Origin of the sequence: Flavonifractor sp. An52 (assembly GCF_002159385.1) — a bacterium.
Lineage (GTDB): Bacteria > Bacillota > Clostridia > Oscillospirales > Oscillospiraceae > Flavonifractor > Flavonifractor avicola.
In genome coordinates, this window is sequence record NZ_NFIB01000025.1 from 29,261 (window position 1) to 46,505 (window position 17,245).

Annotated in this window: 17 protein-coding genes and 1 pseudogene; 13 read left to right on the forward strand and 5 right to left on the reverse strand. The window is 49.4% G+C overall.

Going from position 1 to position 17,245, the window contains the following annotated elements; all coding sequences use genetic code 11:
• Window positions 1–50: 50 nt before the first annotated feature.
• The 3 genes from B5G06_RS10220 to B5G06_RS10230 all read right to left on the reverse strand — a co-directional run bounded on the left by B5G06_RS10220 (window position 51) and on the right by B5G06_RS10230 (window position 3,805).
• Window positions 51–1,496, reverse strand: coding sequence for a sodium-dependent transporter (locus tag B5G06_RS10220; RefSeq protein ID WP_343286363.1), 1,446 nt, complete (start codon window positions 1,494–1,496; stop codon window positions 51–53).
• 144 nt (window positions 1,497–1,640) lie between these two features.
• Window positions 1,641–3,284: a tryptophanase gene (locus B5G06_RS10225; protein WP_087188972.1), complete on the reverse strand. Its 1,644-nt coding sequence runs from the start codon at window positions 3,282–3,284 to the stop codon at window positions 1,641–1,643.
• A gap of 143 nt (window positions 3,285–3,427) precedes the next feature.
• The gene (locus B5G06_RS10230) at window positions 3,428–3,805 is read right to left on the reverse strand and encodes a RidA family protein (protein WP_087188973.1); all 378 of its coding nucleotides are present in this window, start codon (window positions 3,803–3,805) and stop codon (window positions 3,428–3,430) included.
• Window positions 3,806–4,101: 296 nt separating this feature from the next.
• Between B5G06_RS10230 and B5G06_RS10235 the strand changes: the two genes are divergently transcribed.
• Together B5G06_RS10235 and B5G06_RS10240 are read left to right on the forward strand one after the other, a co-directional pair.
• Entirely contained in the window at window positions 4,102–4,782 is a 681-nt protein-coding gene (locus B5G06_RS10235) for a helix-turn-helix transcriptional regulator (protein ID WP_087188974.1), read from the forward strand.
• Window positions 4,783–4,825: 43 nt separating this feature from the next.
• Window positions 4,826–5,494 carry a YczE/YyaS/YitT family protein gene (locus B5G06_RS10240; RefSeq protein ID WP_143382736.1) on the forward strand — a complete coding sequence of 223 codons (669 nt, stop codon included), beginning with the start codon at window positions 4,826–4,828 and terminating at the stop codon, window positions 5,492–5,494.
• Between the two features lie 42 nt (window positions 5,495–5,536).
• Here the strand turns inward: B5G06_RS10240 and B5G06_RS10245 are convergent, their stop codons facing one another.
• Both B5G06_RS10245 and dinB read right to left on the reverse strand, forming a co-directional pair.
• Window positions 5,537–6,910, reverse strand: coding sequence for a radical SAM protein (locus tag B5G06_RS10245; RefSeq protein ID WP_087188976.1), 1,374 nt, complete (start codon window positions 6,908–6,910; stop codon window positions 5,537–5,539).
• Between the two features lie 200 nt (window positions 6,911–7,110).
• A complete protein-coding gene (gene dinB, locus B5G06_RS10250) occupies window positions 7,111–8,349 on the reverse strand; it encodes a DNA polymerase IV (RefSeq protein WP_087188977.1) in 1,239 nt (412 codons plus the stop codon).
• A 160-nt stretch (window positions 8,350–8,509) separates the two neighbouring features.
• Here dinB and B5G06_RS10255 point away from each other — a divergent pair, with 160 nt between their 5' ends.
• The 11 genes and pseudogenes from B5G06_RS10255 to B5G06_RS10305 all read left to right on the forward strand — a co-directional run bounded on the left by B5G06_RS10255 (window position 8,510) and on the right by B5G06_RS10305 (window position 16,923).
• Window positions 8,510–8,887 carry a DUF5655 domain-containing protein gene (locus tag B5G06_RS10255; RefSeq protein ID WP_087188978.1) on the forward strand — a complete coding sequence of 126 codons (378 nt, stop codon included), beginning with the start codon at window positions 8,510–8,512 and terminating at the stop codon, window positions 8,885–8,887.
• Window positions 8,888–9,263: 376 nt separating this feature from the next.
• The gene (locus B5G06_RS10260) at window positions 9,264–10,208 is read left to right on the forward strand and encodes a leucine-rich repeat domain-containing protein (RefSeq protein WP_087188979.1); all 945 of its coding nucleotides are present in this window, start codon (window positions 9,264–9,266) and stop codon (window positions 10,206–10,208) included.
• A 30-nt stretch (window positions 10,209–10,238) separates the two neighbouring features.
• A pseudogene (locus B5G06_RS10265) lies at window positions 10,239–11,021 on the forward strand (RtcB family protein); the annotation flags it as partial.
• 330 nt (window positions 11,022–11,351) lie between these two features.
• Window positions 11,352–11,972 (forward strand): ATP-binding protein, encoded by a 621-nt coding sequence (locus B5G06_RS14585; RefSeq protein ID WP_204220807.1) that lies wholly within the window; start codon window positions 11,352–11,354, stop codon window positions 11,970–11,972.
• Window positions 11,973–12,190: 218 nt separating this feature from the next.
• Complete coding sequence (locus tag B5G06_RS10275; RefSeq protein WP_087188980.1) at window positions 12,191–12,607, forward strand: winged helix-turn-helix domain-containing protein; 417 nt, start codon at window positions 12,191–12,193, stop codon at window positions 12,605–12,607.
• A gap of 174 nt (window positions 12,608–12,781) precedes the next feature.
• Window positions 12,782–13,066 carry an autorepressor SdpR family transcription factor gene (locus B5G06_RS10280; protein WP_040342330.1) on the forward strand — a complete coding sequence of 95 codons (285 nt, stop codon included), beginning with the start codon at window positions 12,782–12,784 and terminating at the stop codon, window positions 13,064–13,066.
• Entirely contained in the window at window positions 13,050–13,646 is a 597-nt protein-coding gene (locus B5G06_RS10285) for an SdpI family protein (protein WP_087188981.1), read from the forward strand. The genes B5G06_RS10280 and B5G06_RS10285 overlap by 17 nt, the downstream gene beginning before the upstream one ends.
• 14 nt (window positions 13,647–13,660) lie before the next feature.
• A complete protein-coding gene (locus B5G06_RS10290; RefSeq protein WP_087188982.1) occupies window positions 13,661–13,969 on the forward strand; it encodes a DUF1648 domain-containing protein in 309 nt (102 codons plus the stop codon).
• An 88-nt stretch (window positions 13,970–14,057) separates the two neighbouring features.
• Entirely contained in the window at window positions 14,058–14,792 is a 735-nt protein-coding gene (locus B5G06_RS10295; protein ID WP_087188983.1) for an ABC transporter ATP-binding protein, read from the forward strand.
• The gene (locus tag B5G06_RS10300) at window positions 14,761–16,374 is read left to right on the forward strand and encodes a hypothetical protein (RefSeq protein WP_087188984.1); all 1,614 of its coding nucleotides are present in this window, start codon (window positions 14,761–14,763) and stop codon (window positions 16,372–16,374) included. The genes B5G06_RS10295 and B5G06_RS10300 overlap by 32 nt, the downstream gene beginning before the upstream one ends.
• Before the next feature lie 132 nt (window positions 16,375–16,506).
• A complete protein-coding gene (locus B5G06_RS10305; protein WP_087188985.1) occupies window positions 16,507–16,923 on the forward strand; it encodes a winged helix-turn-helix domain-containing protein in 417 nt (138 codons plus the stop codon).
• Window positions 16,924–17,245 lie beyond the last annotated feature (322 nt).

Sequence of the window (17,245 nt, forward strand, 5' to 3'; positions counted from 1 at the left end):
TATAACAGCACGGGCCGCTGCAAACGCAGCGGCCCGTTTTCCAATATCAATTAACCCAGTGTCATTCCCAGCGTAACGGACACGATGGCTCCGCCAACCAGTGCCACACCGCACAAAGGCACATAAATAAACTTACCAATAGGGTGGAACCAGCCGCCCACAGGCTTATGGGAACCCTGGCTGACGGCATCTACAGCCGTCTTTTTCTTCATCACCCAGAAGAACATGATCCCGGCCAGCATAGCGCCAAGCGGGCAGATGTAGATGGATACCACGTCCATCCACTGAGAGGTCCAGGGCTGGATGAGCAAAGCCACCACCAGTCCGACGGCATGAATGACGACAACAGATACCACACGATTGAACTTCAGCTTCTCCTGCAAGAAAGCCACGGGGGTCTCATACAGGTTAATGATGGAGGTGGTACCGGCAAAGAGGACAGCAACAAAGAAGAAGGCCCCCACCACCCAGCCAATACCGCCCATACCGTTGAACACGCTGGGGAGCGCCACAAACATCAGACCGGGGCCCTTGGTCGTCAGCTCACCACCGGTGGTAGCCATAGCGGGGATGATTACGAACATCGCCACCAAAGCTGCCAAAGTATCAAACACAGCCACATTGCGGGCAGATGCGCCGATGGCCACATCCTTACCCAGATAGGAGCCGTAGATGACCGAGCCGTTGCCGGCCACAGACAGTGAGAAAAATGCCTGGCCAAAGGCAAACAGCCAAACCTTCCAGTCCAGCAGCCCCCGGGGGTTCAGGCTGAAGATGAACTTATATCCATCGCCAGCGCCCGACAGAGTGGCGATATACACCGCCATGACCAAAAACAGACCAAACAGCAGAGGGATCATAATCTTACAGGCCCTTTCAATGCCGCCGGATACACCCAGCGCCATGATGACCACAGAAACCACGATAGCTACAATAATCCAGAAGCCGTTGCCAATGCCAAAGATACCGTTCTGAAGCATCATGCTGACACCTTCGCCAAGGGTCTTGGTTTCAGGGGCAGCGGCACTAAAGGTTCCGTCAATAGCGGCAGTATCCTGGCCCAGAGCAAATAGCTCACCGGTAATGGCCATCTTGGTATACTTAAAGATCCAGCCCATAACCACCGTATAACCGATAGCCAGGCCCATGGACCCAACTACAGGAAGGATACCGATGGCCTCTCCCACACGACGTTTGCCACCCCGGGTTTCCACTGCTTTTCCGAAAGAACCCACAGGCCCTGCGCCGCCCCAACGGCCCAGGGCAAATTCCTCCATCACGCCGGAAGCTCCAATGAGCAGCACAAACAGAAAATACGGCAGCAGGAATGTCAGGCCGCCGAACTCAGCCACCATATAGGGGAAGCGCCAGATATTGGCCATGCCGACGGCAGAACCGATACACGCAAGGATAAACCCCCATTTGCTTCTAAACCCATCTCGATTATCAAGATTGCCTGGGGTGGAACCTGCCATAATAGACCTCCTTGATTCCATCTTGGTTTGGTCAAACCATTGTAATCGGAAAAAGAGGGTACTCAACGAACTGATATTGGGTTCGTTGGGTGCCCTCTCTCCTTTTATCTGCATTCGTCTCCCCGTAATGCAGTTGCTGCATGGTCCTGCCGGGCTGCCTGCCTCCTACTTCTCTTGGTTAGGGTAGGGCTCCAGGAAGGCGTGGAAGTGCCGCATGGGCAGGTTGTGTCCCCAGACAATCCGCATATTGGGGATGGATTCACGATCCTCATACAGCGCCTTGACAGCAGCGATGACGTAGTCCAGGTGCTCCTGGGTCAGGCGGCTGCGGTCAATGGCGAAGCGGACCACATTGGCCAGCTCAGCCTGCTGCTCGGGGGTCTTCAGGTCATACTCCATGGAGTAGTCGCCCAGCTCGGACACACGGATGCCGTAGCGGCGGATCAACTCCAGAGAGAAGCCCTCTCCAGCAAAGGTGGTATGATCACGCTTGCCGTCAAAGAACTCGTCCATGTTGATGTACACAGCGTGGCCGCCGGCGGGCAGTACGACACCTTTGACACCAGCCTTGTAGAAACCCTCGGCCAGGTAGTTACACTGGGCAACACGCTCGTTCATGTAGTTGAAGTCGCAGCTCTCATACAGGCCCACAGCCAGAGCCATGATGTCACGGCCGGACATTCCACCGTAGGAGTCGTTGCCATAGCAGGAGATCTGCTTCACTTTCAACAGAACACCCACGTCGGTCTTCACGCTGCCGTCGGGGTTGAAGTCCGAGAATTTCTGCCAGAACAGGCCCCGGTCCCGGAAGGCCAGCATACCGCCCATATTGGCATGGCCGTCTTTCTTGGCGGACATGGTGAAGGCATCACAGTAGGAGAACATCTCAGTGGCAATCTCAGCGATGGATTTATCGGCGTAGCCCTCTTCATTCATCTTGATGAAGTAGGCGTTTTCAGCCCAGCGGGCCACGTCAAACACCAGCGGGATGTCGTATTTGTGAGCGACCCGGTTGATCTCCTTCAGGTTACCCATGGACACGGCCTGGCCACAGATGGGATTGTTGGTGATACAGGTGAAGATCAGCGGCACGTTCTCAGGACCTACCGCAGTAATCAGCTGCTCCAGCTTGTCGATATCCATGTCGCCCTTGAAGGGGTTCTTCTCGTAGCGCCCTCCTTCAGGAACTTCGTACAGGATCTCCTTGTGGTACAGGTTACGAGGCACAGAGCCCATCTGCTTGATATTTCCTTCGGTGGTATCGAAGTGACCGTTGGAGGGGATGGTGAAGACCTTGCCGGGATGACGGGCAGTCAGGATCTTCTTCACGATCTCCATCAGCACAGACTCCGCAGCACGGCCCTGCTGGATGATAAAGGTATTGGGGCGCTCCATCTGCTTGGCGCCTCCATTAAAGAACCCGCCCTCGTACTCGCACAAATAGACCTCGTCCATCATCTTCTCAACGTCCCGGCAGTCGGTGCGCACCAGGTCGATGATCTTCTTCCAGTTCTTCTCGCCGCCTCGCTCAAAAATGTCGCGGAATGTGTCCAGCAGCACATAGTAGCCGGTGTTGCGGCCATAGGCCTCATCCCCCAGGAACAGAGCAGCCCACTGCTGATTGGTCATGGCGGTGGTGCCGGAGTCGGACAGCATATCAACGGTCAGCATCCCGGCGGGAAAGGCAAACTCATTATAGTGAGTGGCTTTCAGAGCGCGCTCACGCTGCTCAACAGTGACATCGGGTACGTCACGAACGGCAAACGTAAAATGATGAGGAACAGAGACGTTCAGTTTGTACTCTTCCATGGTTCTTTCCCTCCATAATATAAGCGCATAGCGCTTGCATTTTTTAGAGGATACCCCGGTCGTCGGAAGCCAGCCCGTCCGGCTCCAGCAACTGGCGGACAGTAACCTTTCTGAATGATGTACGTAGGGCCTGAATCTTTGCTTTACTTTACTGCGATAGCCTCAATCTCCACGAGAGCGTCCTTGGGCAGACGGGCCACTTCCACAGCGGAGCGGGCAGGATAGTTGCCCTCGGTGAAGAAGGTGGCATACACCTCGTTCATCGCGCCAAAGTTGTTCATATCGCTGAGGAACACGGTGGTCTTGATAACCTGATCCATGCTCAGACCGGCCTGGGCCAGAATGGACTTCACGTTGGTCAGAGACTGGCGGGTCTGCTCGGCGATACCCGCGGGGAAAGCTCCAGTTGCGGGATCAATGGGCAGCTGGCCGGAAGTAAACACCAGGCCATCAATCTCAACCGCCTGAGCGTAAGGGCCGATGGCCGCAGGGGCCTTATCAGTATTGACAATTTTCTTCATGGTATTTTCCGCCTCCTTTTAATATTGCAATAGTAATTTATCACGGAGATAATTTTTTGTCAATCATTCTTTGCGTAATTCCCGGGTATTTCAATTCAATCCCGGCATTATTGGGGGACTATGGGGATAGGAATGGACAACATCATCAAATTATTTATATTTATGAGAAAAATTTTCTAATCTTCTTTTGACAATAATCCTGTGATCGGCTATACTGAATATAATAAATTGGGGCTTGATAGGCAATTTTAAACAGCTGATATACGCTGCCAAAGGTAAGGATAGAGGTGAGCTAATTGGCCAGTCCATTGTTGCAGCACTACATCAAATTGACTGAATTTTTGGGCTATGCCCTGGGGCCCGATTATGAGGTAGCGCTTCATGATCTGACAAACAAAGACCGCTCCATTATCGCTATTGCCAATAACCACATCAGCGGCCGCGACGTAGGCGCTCCTCTGACCAATGTTGCACTGCGTATCCTGAGGGATAAAAGCTACGAAACCCAGGACTATATCCTCCATTACCTGGGTGTATCCAGCACTGGCAAGACTCTGCGCTCCTCCACCATGTTCATCAAACACGACGGCAAGCTGATCGGAATGCTGTGCATCAATTTTGATGACAGCCGATTCCAGGCAGTGAGCGATGCCTTACTGCGGCTCTGCCACCCCGATCATTTTGTTGATACCAATTTTCAGGTGGATGAGACTGTGGCAGACCGTTTTGCTCCGGCAGAGCGCTTCCACAACTCCATCCACGGTGTGGCTACTGAGGCGGTACTTCGGGAACTGGACCGCAGGAATATCACGGCGGACCGTCTCAATTCCGAAGAACGCATTCAGATCATCGGCGCACTGGACAGCGAGGGCGTTTTCCTGCTCAAGGGCGCTGTAAAAGATGTGGCCGATGCTCTGGAATGTTCCCAGGCAAGTGTATATCGTTATCTAAGCGCAATCCGCAAGGAAGAGGCTTAAGGCCTCTCCCCTTTTCCTCAGTTCTATGGGAGGTAAGATCAAGATGGGTTATCACTATCCCCGCCGGCTGCTCTGGGTAGTTCTGGGCATGGTGATCAGCGCGGTGGGTATCGTTATGATGTTGCAGGCCAACATTGGACTGGAGCCATGGAGCGTCCTGCAGCAAGGTATGGCCCAAACCTTCGGCATCACTTACGGCACTGCCTCCATCATCGTGGGCGCGGCCGCCATCGGTGTTGCCATTCTATTTGGCGAGGACTTCGGCCTGGGTACGATTTTAAATATCACCCTATGTGCCATTTTTATTGACTATATGTTGGCCCAGGGATGGATTCCTCTGATGGAAAACCTGTTCTCCGGCATTCTGATGCTGTTGGGCGGCCTGGAACTGCTGGCCATCGGGACCTGGCTGTACATGAAAGCGGCTCTGGGCGCCGGTCCCCGGGATTCCCTGATGGTGGCTCTGGCCCGCAAGACCAAACGGTCCGTGGGCCTATGCCGGGCAGTGGTAGAAATCGGCGTCATTATTCTCGGCTGGCTGCTGGGCGGCCAGGTGGGAATCGGCACAGTTATCTCCGCTATCGTGTTGGGTACCCTGTTCAATCTGAATTTTGCCCTCTTCCGCTTCCGCGCGGCAGAGGTTCATCAGGAAAATCTGATGGAAAGCTTCCGCAATCTGGCCAGCAGAATGCACAGCCCTTCCCACGGATAAAAAAATTCCTCCGTTCTGAGACGGAGGAATTTTTTTATGTAATTACTTGTTGCCGCTGCAGGCAGTGCAGCCGCCGCACTGGGGGTGGGACTGTGCCCACAGCTTGTCGGCGGTGGGCTTCCAGTTGTCGGCGTAGGGGTGGGTCTTGGAGGTCAGGTGCTCCACGGTCTCGGGAGACTGAGGATCGGTGGAGTGGGCGCCGGTCTTGTTGACGATCTCCTCGATGCGCTCGGGGTTCTCCAGCATGGGGCAGGGACGGAGCATATTGTCATTGAAGGGCTGGTTGTCATGGTAGGCCATGAACAGCGGGGACTGCAGGCACTCCAGCAGGGTCTTTTCGTGGATGTTGGAGTCGGAGTAGTGGATAAACACGCAGGGATCCACGTCGCCGTTGGCATTGATGTGCAGGTAACGGCGGCCGCCGGCAATACAACCGCCCACGTACTCACCGTCATTCTGGAAGTCCATGGCGAAGATGCCCTTGGTCTGACGCATAGCGCGGATGCGGTGATAGATCTCCTCACGCTGCTCGGGGGTGGGCATCAGCTCAGGAGCGGCATCGTTGCCCACAGGCATATAATGGAAGAACCACACAAAGTAGGCGCCCAGGTCGATGATCTTGTCGTAGAACTCCTCGCTGGTGATGTCCTTGTAGTTGACGCTGGTGTAGCAGGTGGAGATACCAAAGGGCAGGTGATGGCTCTTCAGCAGGGCCATGGCGTTGGTAACCTTCTCGTACACGCCCTGGCCGCGGCGGCTGTCGTTGGCCTCCTCAAAGCCCTCCAGGCTGATGGCGGGAATGAAGTTCTTCACCCGCAGCAGATCCTGGCAGAACTCCTCGTCAATGAGGGTGGCGTTGGTGAAGGACAGGAAGGCCACGTCATTGTGCTTCTCACACAGGGCAATGATGTCCTTCTTGCGCACCAGGGGCTCGCCACCGGTGTAGATGTACATATAGATGCCCAGTTCCTTGCCCTGGGTGATGATGGAGTCGATATCGTCAAAGGACAGATTCAGCTTATTGCCGTACTCCGCCGCCCAGCAGCCGGTGCAGTGCAGGTTGCAGGCAGAGGTGGGGTCCAGCAGAATGGCCCAGGGAATATTGCAGCCGTACTTCTCACGCATCTTCTCCTGCTTGGGCCAGCCCACCAGGTTGGCGTTGACGAAGAAGTTGTTGAACACGGTCTTGAGCACATCGGGGTCGGTCTGGGTCCAGACCTTCTCGATCAGCTGGTGCCAGCAGGAATCCTTATCATTGATGGCCTTGTCGAACGCCTCACGCTGAGTGGACAGGGTGTCCCCGGAGAACTTATTGACCAGGTCCATAACCTTGCTCATATTGTTCATAGGGTCTTTATCCAGATAATCAAACACCTTGGCCAGGCCATAGCGCTTCAGACTGTCAGGAATTTTCATCTTTATTTTCCCCTTTCACGGCATAACAATACCTATCATTGTGTGTCATGATACCTTTTCTGACGAAAATTGAAAATAGACAAAACCCGTTTCATGTCCAAACTCTATACAAAAACAGCAGTTTGCTTAAAAGCGTTTCAGATTTGCGCCCCAGTTTTATATAATTTTATCCATGCTATAATGTGGTTTATGAAACTATATCAGTCCCCCGGCGGCAGCCGCTGGTCCTCCCTGTCCGGCTCTCCCGCCGGATGGACGGCAGAAGCAATGGAGATGGCCCCCCGCCCATATTTGTCCCGGATGGAATCCATGGCCTTCTCCAGCTTCTCCAGCTTATCACGGCAGGGTATGGCGTCGGCGGCGAACAGGTCCACCTGCTCCCCTGCGTCCCGCTCCTCCACCAGGTTCTGGGCCGTAATGGTAAGGGCCCGGACTGGCTGCCGCTCACTCCAACAGCTGTGCAGCAGCTCCATCCCGCACTGCGCCAGGTCCCGGGAGATATAAGTGGGGGCACTAAGCCGCTTCTGGCGGCAGATATCTTTAAAGGACGGATCACGCACGGTGATCTGTACGGTGGTACATTTGAGTCCGTGCTTGCGCAGCCGGACCGCAACCTCGTCTGCCAACTCAGACAGCGCTGTACGCAGCTGCTCCCAGCCCACCAGATTTTTAGGGAAGGTCAATCCGTTTCCCACCGACTTGGGCCCTGGCATATCCCGGGCAGGTACCACCGGGGCGTGTTCCCTGCCCGTGGCATAGTCGTGGAGGGTATATCCTCCCTTGCCCAGAATCTGCCCCAGGCTCTCCCGGTCAAACCGGGCCAGATCACCAATGGTGCGTATCCCGTAGCCATTGAGCACCCTGGCCGCCGCACGGCCCACAAAGAGCAGATCGGTCACCGGCAATGGCCAGAGCAGCTGTTGAAAGTTTTCCCGGGTGATCACCGTTGTGGCGTCCGGTTTTCGGTAGTCGCTGCCCATTTTCGCAAATACCTTATTAAAGGAAACGCCCACCGATACCGTCAGCCCCAATTCCTGCCGCACTGTTTGGCGAATCTGGTCGGCCAAAGCCTTTCCATCCCCTCCAAAGAGATGAAGGGTCCCGGTCACATCCAACCAGCTCTCGTCAATGGAGAAGGGCTCCACCAGATCGGTATACCGTTCATAGATGGCATTCACCTTTTTGGAATACTCCCGATACTTCCAGTGGTGGGCCGGCAGCAGTACCAGGTCCGGACACTTCCGTCTGGCCTGCCAGATGGTCTCTGCCGTCTGTACTTTATACTTTTTGGCCAGCTCATTTTTGGCCAGAATAATTCCATGGCGACTCTCCGGGTCACCACATACCGCCGCCGGCCTGTCCTTTAACTCCGGATGATCCAGCAGCTCCACCGATGCGTAAAAACTATTCAAATCACAGTGAAAAATGACCCGGTCCAAGCACTTCCCTCCCCTCTCCCAAAAAGATACGGCTGATTTTTTTATTATATGCTTTTTTTACCGCAAAGTCAAACATTCGTTCTATTCGCTATATTCCAGGCGCACACCGCTGTTCATAGCTGCACGGATATGATACACTGATAGCAAAGGAGGGGTTTTCATGGACGAAAATGCTCTGCTGTTTTTTCAGCAGGATATAGAGGCGCTGCCGCTGTATGAGCGGTTGGAAGGCCTGATCTTGGACCGGATTGCCGATGTACAAATCAAGGTACAGAAAAGCCAGATTTCCTTTTATAACCGGCATATGTTTGCCTGCGTCTCCTTTAGCAAAGTCCGCAAGGCCAAAGATCGCCCCGCCCACTACATTGTGGTCACCTTTGGCCTGGATCACTGTCTGGAATCCCCCAGAATTGACGTGGCTACCGAGCCCTATCCCAACCGCTGGACCCACCATGTACTTATTTCAAACCTTGATGAAATCGACGATGAGCTAATGGGATGGATCTATGAGGCCAGTGTCTTTTCCGCGCTCAAATAGTCCCTGACAGTGTATTCGGAGCCATATTCTCGGCTCATTTTCTTAAGAAAAACGTCACAATCCAGCCCGAGAAAGCATTTCCGCACGGGATTGCCCTGTGATATAATGACACTATATCATGTATAAACCACTACACATAATTGCTCTGTTCACCCACTGACCATCTTACTTTGGAAAACTGTGTTATGGCTAAGGATGAAATTACATCTACTGGTAAATATAGCGGTTTTTGCAGCCTTTTCATGCCCTGCGACAGCCTGCCCAATAGCAGGGTGCCGCAGGGTTTTGTCGCTGTAACCTGTTCTTTAAGTTGATTTCCACTAGGTTATTCTCTTTACCAGGATGAAGGTGCAGCATCCGATTAGGAGGGAGTTTTATGATAGCGGACAGACGCTTTCTTTTGATTGATGGGCAGAAAATTGCATTGGATACCAAGGAGCTGCCAATGGATGTTCAACTTATTCGCGATCTGACTCCTCTGGCCACTTTGAAACAGTTAGAAAAGCTGTACCTGCCTGGGCGTCTTATCTCTGATCTGGCGCCTTTGGCAGAACTGAAAGAACTAAAAAGTCTGGACCTTTCCATGAACCGCATTACAGACCTGACGCCGCTTACAGGTTTACTGCAACTGCGTGATTTGAAGCTTAACCAAAATCAAATCGTTAATCTTATACCTTTGGCTGCGCTGGCACAATTAAAGAAATTGGATCTGCACGAGAATCAGATTACCGATGTGACACCCGTGGCACAACTGCAGCACTTGGCAATCTTAGAGCTGAGTGGAAATCCGGTGTCTGACATATCTCCGCTGACGAACCTTACCCGCATGGTATATTTATACCTTTCAAATACGCAGGTCCAGGAGATATCTCACCTTGCGTACATGAAGCAGCTGCGTACCTTATATCTTGACAGATGCAGAGTTGTTGATCTAACGCCTTTAGCTGGGCTGACACGGCTTGAATCGTTGGAGCTGAGCAATAATCTGATCTCCAATTTGGCGTCTTTGGCAGGATTGCCGCAGTTGAGTACACTGTATCTCAGCCACAATCGAATTACAGACCTGTCTCCATTAGCGGATATACCGAAATTGACTGAGCTGTTCTTGGAGCACAATAGAATCACAGACTTGACCCCGCTGACCAATTTAAGATGGCTGCATCGTTTATCCTTGAAAGGAAATCCTGTTACTGACCTGAATCCATTAGGTGATATGCCGATGCTGCGGGAGTTATATATACAGGATTGCCCCATTAGAAAGCAGGAACTCAATGCGTTTAAAAAAACACATCCGGATTGTTATATCCAAGTAAAAGAATAACCTCAAACAGCAGAACATTGCGAGGAAACTATGATTGAAATCAAAGGAAAATACAACGAAGCCAAAATTTTTACCGATGTGGTGGACAGCGCCTCCATCGCACAGGTTCAGGAGCTGTGCAATCAGGAATTCACAGAAGGCAGCCGTATCCGGCTCATGCCGGACATTCACGCCGGAGCAGGCTGCACCATCGGCACCACCATGACCATCACCAACAAGGTGGTACCCAATCTGGTGGGGGTGGATATCGGCTGCGGCATGGAGACCACCCGCATCAGGGAAAGCCGGCTGGAGCTTCAAAAGTTGGATAAGCTGATCTATGAGAAAATCCCCTCCGGCTTCTCCATCCGGGATAAGGCCCACCGCTACCTCAATGAGATCGACTTGAGTGAGCTGTACTGCGCACCTCATGTGGATCTGCTCCGGGCTGAGAAAAGCATTGGAACTCTGGGCGGTGGAAATCATTTTATTGAGGTGGACAGGGATGACGAGGGGAACCTCTACATTGTGGTCCATTCCGGCAGCCGCCACCTGGGTGTGGAGGTGGCCAGCTACTACCAAGAGGCCGGTTATAAGGTGCTCAACCGCACCGATGACGCTTCGATTGCAGCTCTGGTTGCCCAGATGAAAGCGGAAGGCCGAGAGAAGGAGATTCAGAAAGAACTGAAGAAGCTGAAAAACCTCAAGCAGACCAGCATCCCCAAAGCCTTGGCTTATGTGTCCGGGGAGCTGTTTGAGCAGTATATCCACGATATGAAAATTGTTCAGCACTTCGCCATGCTCAACCGTCAGGCCATGATGGATGAAATTATCCTCATGGAAAAACAGTGAGGGCACTGGAAGCAACGGGGATTCAGGATAATTAAACTGCTGTATCCGAAGAAGAAAATTACGTGTGCTTAAGAGCTTGTCTAACTGCCGCCTGGTTTTGGAGGGAAAGTGTTCAGATATTGTTGAATAAAATTTTCAATATGGCGACGAGTAAGCTGCCTCAGGTTTGTCCATTTGGGCTCGGCATCTGCAATAAACTGTAGGAAATATGTAATTGCATCTAATTCCAAACGAACCGTTGATAAGGCACAGATTGTCAACCTTGTTTTTATATATTTCTTTGCGAGTCTTTGGAATGCTGGCGGTATAAATGTGAAGTTACAAGAAGTATTGGAAACCTCTCGATTGGATTTTACCCAGGACGTACAAATATCGGAACCCTTTGATTTGTCCGATACCCTTCCAACACTGTGTGAACCTTATAAACTCATTGCTAAAGCCAATCAAATAGATTTTTCTGTGGAAATCCATGAGGGTTGCCCCCTTGATCTGCCAAAAAGAAATTTAGAGAAGATTCTGGCCAATTTGCTTTCCAATGCGGTTTCCTACACCAAGCCTGGAAGCAAGGTTTCGGTCGTCCTTTATGCAGACCGTATAATGATTGAAAACGAGTGTACACCGATTCCTCAAGAAACTCTTTCTCACCTGTTTGAGCCTTTTTACCGTCCTGATTTTGCCCGAAACCGTCAAGATGGTGGAAATGGCTTAGGGTTATATATTGTGAGCACTTTGTCGAAGGCTATTCTCGCTGATGAACCAACAGGCAACTTAGATGAAGATACTGCACAGGACATCGCGGAAATTCTCAAAGAGAGTGCACACAAAATGAATAAGTGCGTTGTGGTGGTAACGCACTCCAATGAATTAGCAAAACAGGCTGATATAGTGTTGAGGTTGATACGAGGAAAATTGCAGATGGAGCAACTTTATTAACACGCCTATGCAGACTGCGTATGACATTAAAAGCAGGTTATTAGCAAGAATGATAGTACAAAGCAATGAACAAAACATGGATATTGTGTCCAGTTAGAAAATCAAAAATAAGAGCACAAAATTGGTAAGGCTCCATTTGCATAATCTGTGTCTGTATTTCTATTAAGTGAAGTCGAGATATATGTTTTTCTACCTCATTCCCACTGGAGGTGAGCAGCATGGGAGAAATCATAGTTATTCGGACTTCCGATCCTGACGGAAGCATCTTTCGCTCCATCTTGGGAGCCTTACAGGGAAAAGATGTTCAGATTCTCCATGCTGCTGATCTGAAACCCTCCGGCCTGACTCTGGGTGATATTGAGATATTTCCAGAGCAACGGCGGGTCACGAAGGCCGGTGTGGAGATCTGCCTGAACTATGGAGAGTTCTCTATCCTTTACTGCATGGCCCGCTGCCCTGGTCGTGTATTCAGCCGGGAGCAGCTCTACAATGCGGCCTGGGGCGAGGACTATGAATTAGGCACCAACACCGTGGACAATACGATCTGGCGCCTGCGGAACAAGCTGGAACCTGACCCAAAGCACCCCACCTACATCAAGACCGTCTTTCGGGTGGGATATAAAATTGAAAAATAGCACACAGGAAGCGCCGAATGTAGCGACTTGGTACTGCCACTACATTTGGCGCTCATTCAATGCCTTGTTTAGAAAATTTTCAAAATGAGCATTGACTTTTTTTCTTATTGTGCTACAATGAAAATATCATTTAGAGGTTTTTCAAAATAACAGGGGGACAAAGGTGAAAGCACTGTGAGTTTACCTAATATTTTCAAAGCATTAAGCGATCCCGTCCGACGGGAGATACTACTGAAACTAAAACAAAAACGGAAGATGTCAGCCGGTGAAATTGCCGCAGAATTTGACTTGACTAATGCCACTATTTCATACCACCTTTCTACTCTAAAAAAGGCTGATTTGATTTTTGAAACGCGCTATCAGAAATACATCTATTATGAAATCAATACATCGGTATTTGAAAGCGTTGTTATGTGGCTTATGCAATTTCAGGAGGATAAAGATGAACCCCAAAAATAAACGAACCTTGTTTCTGACAAGTACAATTTGCATTATTTTGTCCATTGTGACATTTGCTCTATCCCAAATGGGTGGGGCCAGCACCGAGAATTATATTCTGCTCTATGTGATTGCCGTTTTGCTGAATGTTGTTCTGAACCTTGCGCTTAGTATCAATATTGCTTCTACAAATGGAGCCAAGACGTTAGTGTCTTTGGGAAAATGGATTATGCCCATTGCGGGAGTAATTTATTTGATCCCGCAGATATATTCTGTGCTGTTTCCCGACAAGACTATGCAAGATACCTATGGGTATGTCTTTATTGGCATTTTGTTTATTATCAGCGGCAACTATTTTCCTAAAAACCATATCAATCCCTATATCGGGCTAAAGTTTCCGTGGCTATTCAATGATGAAGAAGGCTGGTACAAGACGCATCGGCTGGGCAGTTACACATGGATACTGGCCGGTTTTGTCAGCATTCTTCATCCGTTGCACAATCTTATTTTTGTAACCGTTCCGCTAATCATTTTTCTGGTTGGCGTTGTGCCGTTGGGCTATTCGCTTGTCCTCTATTTTAAGAGAAAACGAAGCAATTAAAGGAGGTAATACTTATGAAGCCCGCAATGAAGCATATTGTTATCAGCACCGTTTTGTGCGCTTTGACGCTAGCAGTCTTTCTCGCTTTCTATAACCGCCTGCCGGAGTCTATCCCCGTCCACTTCGATTCTGCCGGAGTTGCAAATTCTTTCTGGCCCCGCAATGTTGTGGTGTTCGGCGTCCCCGTGGCTTGTGTCCTGCTGAACCTCATTTCTGGCTTTACCGTTAGTCAGAAAGAAAATGCCAAGCCGTATATGTACTATATCATGGCGGTTGTTGCATTTGTGGCGACGGGCATCATGCTCTATTTGGGGATGAAATGAATTGCCCCCAACAAGAAATTTGGTGGCGGAACGGTTATTTTTTTTGAATGTCATTTTGAAAATTTTCTAAATAAAGGCAAGGAATGCTATGCTACAAATTAAAAACTTATCAAAAAACTACGGTACAAAAAAAGCCGTAAGCAATCTTAATGTCGTCGTGGAAGATGGCGACATAATGGGCTTCATCGGAAAGAATGGAGCTGGCAAAACCACAACATTGAAAGCCTGTTTAGGCATCATCGGCATAGACGAGGGAGAAATCCTTTTGGATGGAATTTCTGTCCTCAAAGAACCGATGGCCTGTAAGCGAAAAATGGCGTATGTGCCAGATAACCCCCAACTTGACGAGTATATGACTGGATTGCAATATCTCAACTTTATCTGTGATATTTACGAAGTACCGTCTAAGACGCGGAAACAAAACTTCGAGAAATTGGCTTCGGCTTTTCAGATGGGGCCATATTTGAATAACTTGATTTCTTCTTACTCCCACGGTATGAAACAGAAACTTGCCCTGATTGCTGCCTTTTCGCACACGCCTAAACTTCTGATATTGGACGAACCTTTTGTTGGATTAGACCCGGAAGCATTTGTGATCCTGAAAGAGCAGATGAAAGAACTCTGTGCGAGTGGAAATTCCGTTCTGTTTTCAAGCCATATTCTCGATGTGGTAGAAAAGGTGTGCAATAAAATATCCGTTATTAAACACGGACAATTATTGTATTCCGGCATGACAACAGAAATCGTTGGAACAAAGGGTCTGGAAGAAGTATTTATGGAGATGAATGGCGATGAAGTTTCTGTTACCCCTACTGAGGAATAATCTTTTGCAGCTATCTCATGCCAATCAGCTTCGATATGCAGATGCAAAGAACCGCGCAAAGACGATCACTTTGTATATGCTTATAGCCGCGATCCTAATGGGATTGCTTGCATACCTGATTTACTCCTTGAATATCATTTATTCTATTGCGTGGCCGTTGGAAGAAGTTGTTACAGAACTTGTTGTTCCTATGGCGCTGATCTGCGTGATACTCAATATTGCGATTAGTGTTTTTTGGGGAAGCGGCCTGCTCCTTAGCGACACTAATATTGACAGTGTGCTTGCACTTCCAATTCCGCTGCGTACACTGATACTCTCAAAATTGAGCATCTTGTATACGGTGGAAGTTGTCCTTACGGTGGCACTGTTGCTTCCTATGATAGTGCTGTTTGGCCTAACCGCAGGTATGGAATTTCCGTTTTATCTGGTTGTGTTTGGAATAACGATCCTCTTTCCCATCATTCCCGGCCTTTTGGGGACAATGATCGGAACACAGATTTACCGCGTCTTGAAAAGTTCCTCTGCTCGTATTGCCCGACTAAAGGCAGCCGGGGCTATCCTGATTTTGTTTGCATTTATGATATTCATGTTTTGTAAATTCCCGGATATAGCTACCGGAAATTTTGGGGATAGCTTTTCCGCCTCAACTTTTACACTTTATGCAGGCCAGTATATTCACCGATTGCTTAACGGGGACTATCTATTGATAGGATCTTACTTCGGTGTGGTGTTCATTGTAGGCGGCTCTCTGCTCTGTGGTTTAATCAAAATATTTCGTAACTGGTATAGCAATGACACGACACAAGATTCAAGAAATCAGCCCGTCGATTGGAACGAACAAGCTACGAAACGGCACAGTCCGGTATCTGCTCTTTTAGAAAGAGAGCGCACACGTTATTTTTCGCTTCCGGTATATCTGACCAATACTGCTTGCGGATTGCTTTTTGCTGCGGTCTTTGTTCTGCTGGTCGTTTTAATGTCGGATAAGATCACACCATACATCTATCAGTTGGCCGAGTATTTTCAGGTACCTTTTGCTGATTATGATGTGCTTTTTATGTATGCTTTTTCCATTTTGACAACAATGTCCTGCACAACCTATGTCAGCATTTCTGTCGAGGGAAAACAGATTGAAATACTGAAATCCTTACCCGTTGCGGCAAAGTGCCTTTTTCGAGTAAAGTTACTGCATCATCTTTCAATGTCCGTGCCGACTATTTTGGTTTTGAATACTATCATGGCATTGTATTTGCAATGGTCTTTCCCTAAAGCTATGCTGGGGTATGCTTTACCTTTGCTGTGTTCGATGTTGATCGGGATGATTGGCTACATCTTAAATCTCATTTTCCCTAATTTTGAATGGGAGAATGTTACCCATATTATCAAGCAAAGTCTACCAGCAATTTTGACGGCCTTGATCGGAGTCATAGTTACCTGTGGAACTGCATATCTGCTGTTGAGATTTTTCCCAAGCGCCTTGTTTATGGGGAGTTGGATTGCCTGTGCAATTATTCTACTGCTGCTTTTGACAATGGTGGTGTGGGTGGCCAAAAAAGGTCAGCACTTATATCAAGAATTATAGACCAGTGTTTTCGTATTGTTTAATCAAGATTGAAAGAATGATAGTACAAAGCAATAAACAAAACTCTGTATTTCTATTAAGTGAAGTCGAGATAAATGTTTTTCTACCTCATTCCCACTGGAGGTGAGCAGCATGGGAGAAATCATAGTTATTCGGACTTCCGATCCTGACGGAAGCATCTTTCGCTCCATCCTGGGAGCCTTACAGGGAAAAGATGTTCAGATTCTCCATGCTGCTGATCTGAAACTCTCCGGCCTGACTCTGGGTGATATTGAGATATTTCCAGAGCAGCGGCGGGTCACGAAGGCCGGTGTGGAGATCTGCCTGAACTACGGAGAGTTCTCTATCCTTTACTGCATGGCCCGCTGCCCTGGGCGTGTGTTCAGCCGGGAGCAGCTCTACAATGCGGCCTGGGGCGAGGACTATGAATTAGGCACCAACACCGTGGACAACACAATCTGGCGCCTGCGGAACAAGCTGGAACCTGACCCAAAGCACCCCACCTACATCAAGACCGTCTTTCGGGTGGGATATAAAATTGAAAAATAGCATACCAAAAGCGTCGGACGCAGAATGTGCCTTTGTGTCCGGCGCTCTTTTCTGCCATTATAAAAAGCTAAAATGCAAAGAAAAGAAAGGGAATTTTACATTTCTCGATGAAGTCCTGATGATTTCTTCAAGATAAACTCTTACTGTGACAGTCTACCCATCCCCTGGGGAAAAGTGAGGTGAGGCCGATGAGGGGCTGCAAATGTCAACGCCGGACGGTAAAAAATCTAAAACGCCGGCCAGAAAATGACCCAAACGCCGGAAACATAGCGCCGGTTATTTACGCCGGAACTCTGTCAGCCGGTCAGTTGTCCGCCGGAAG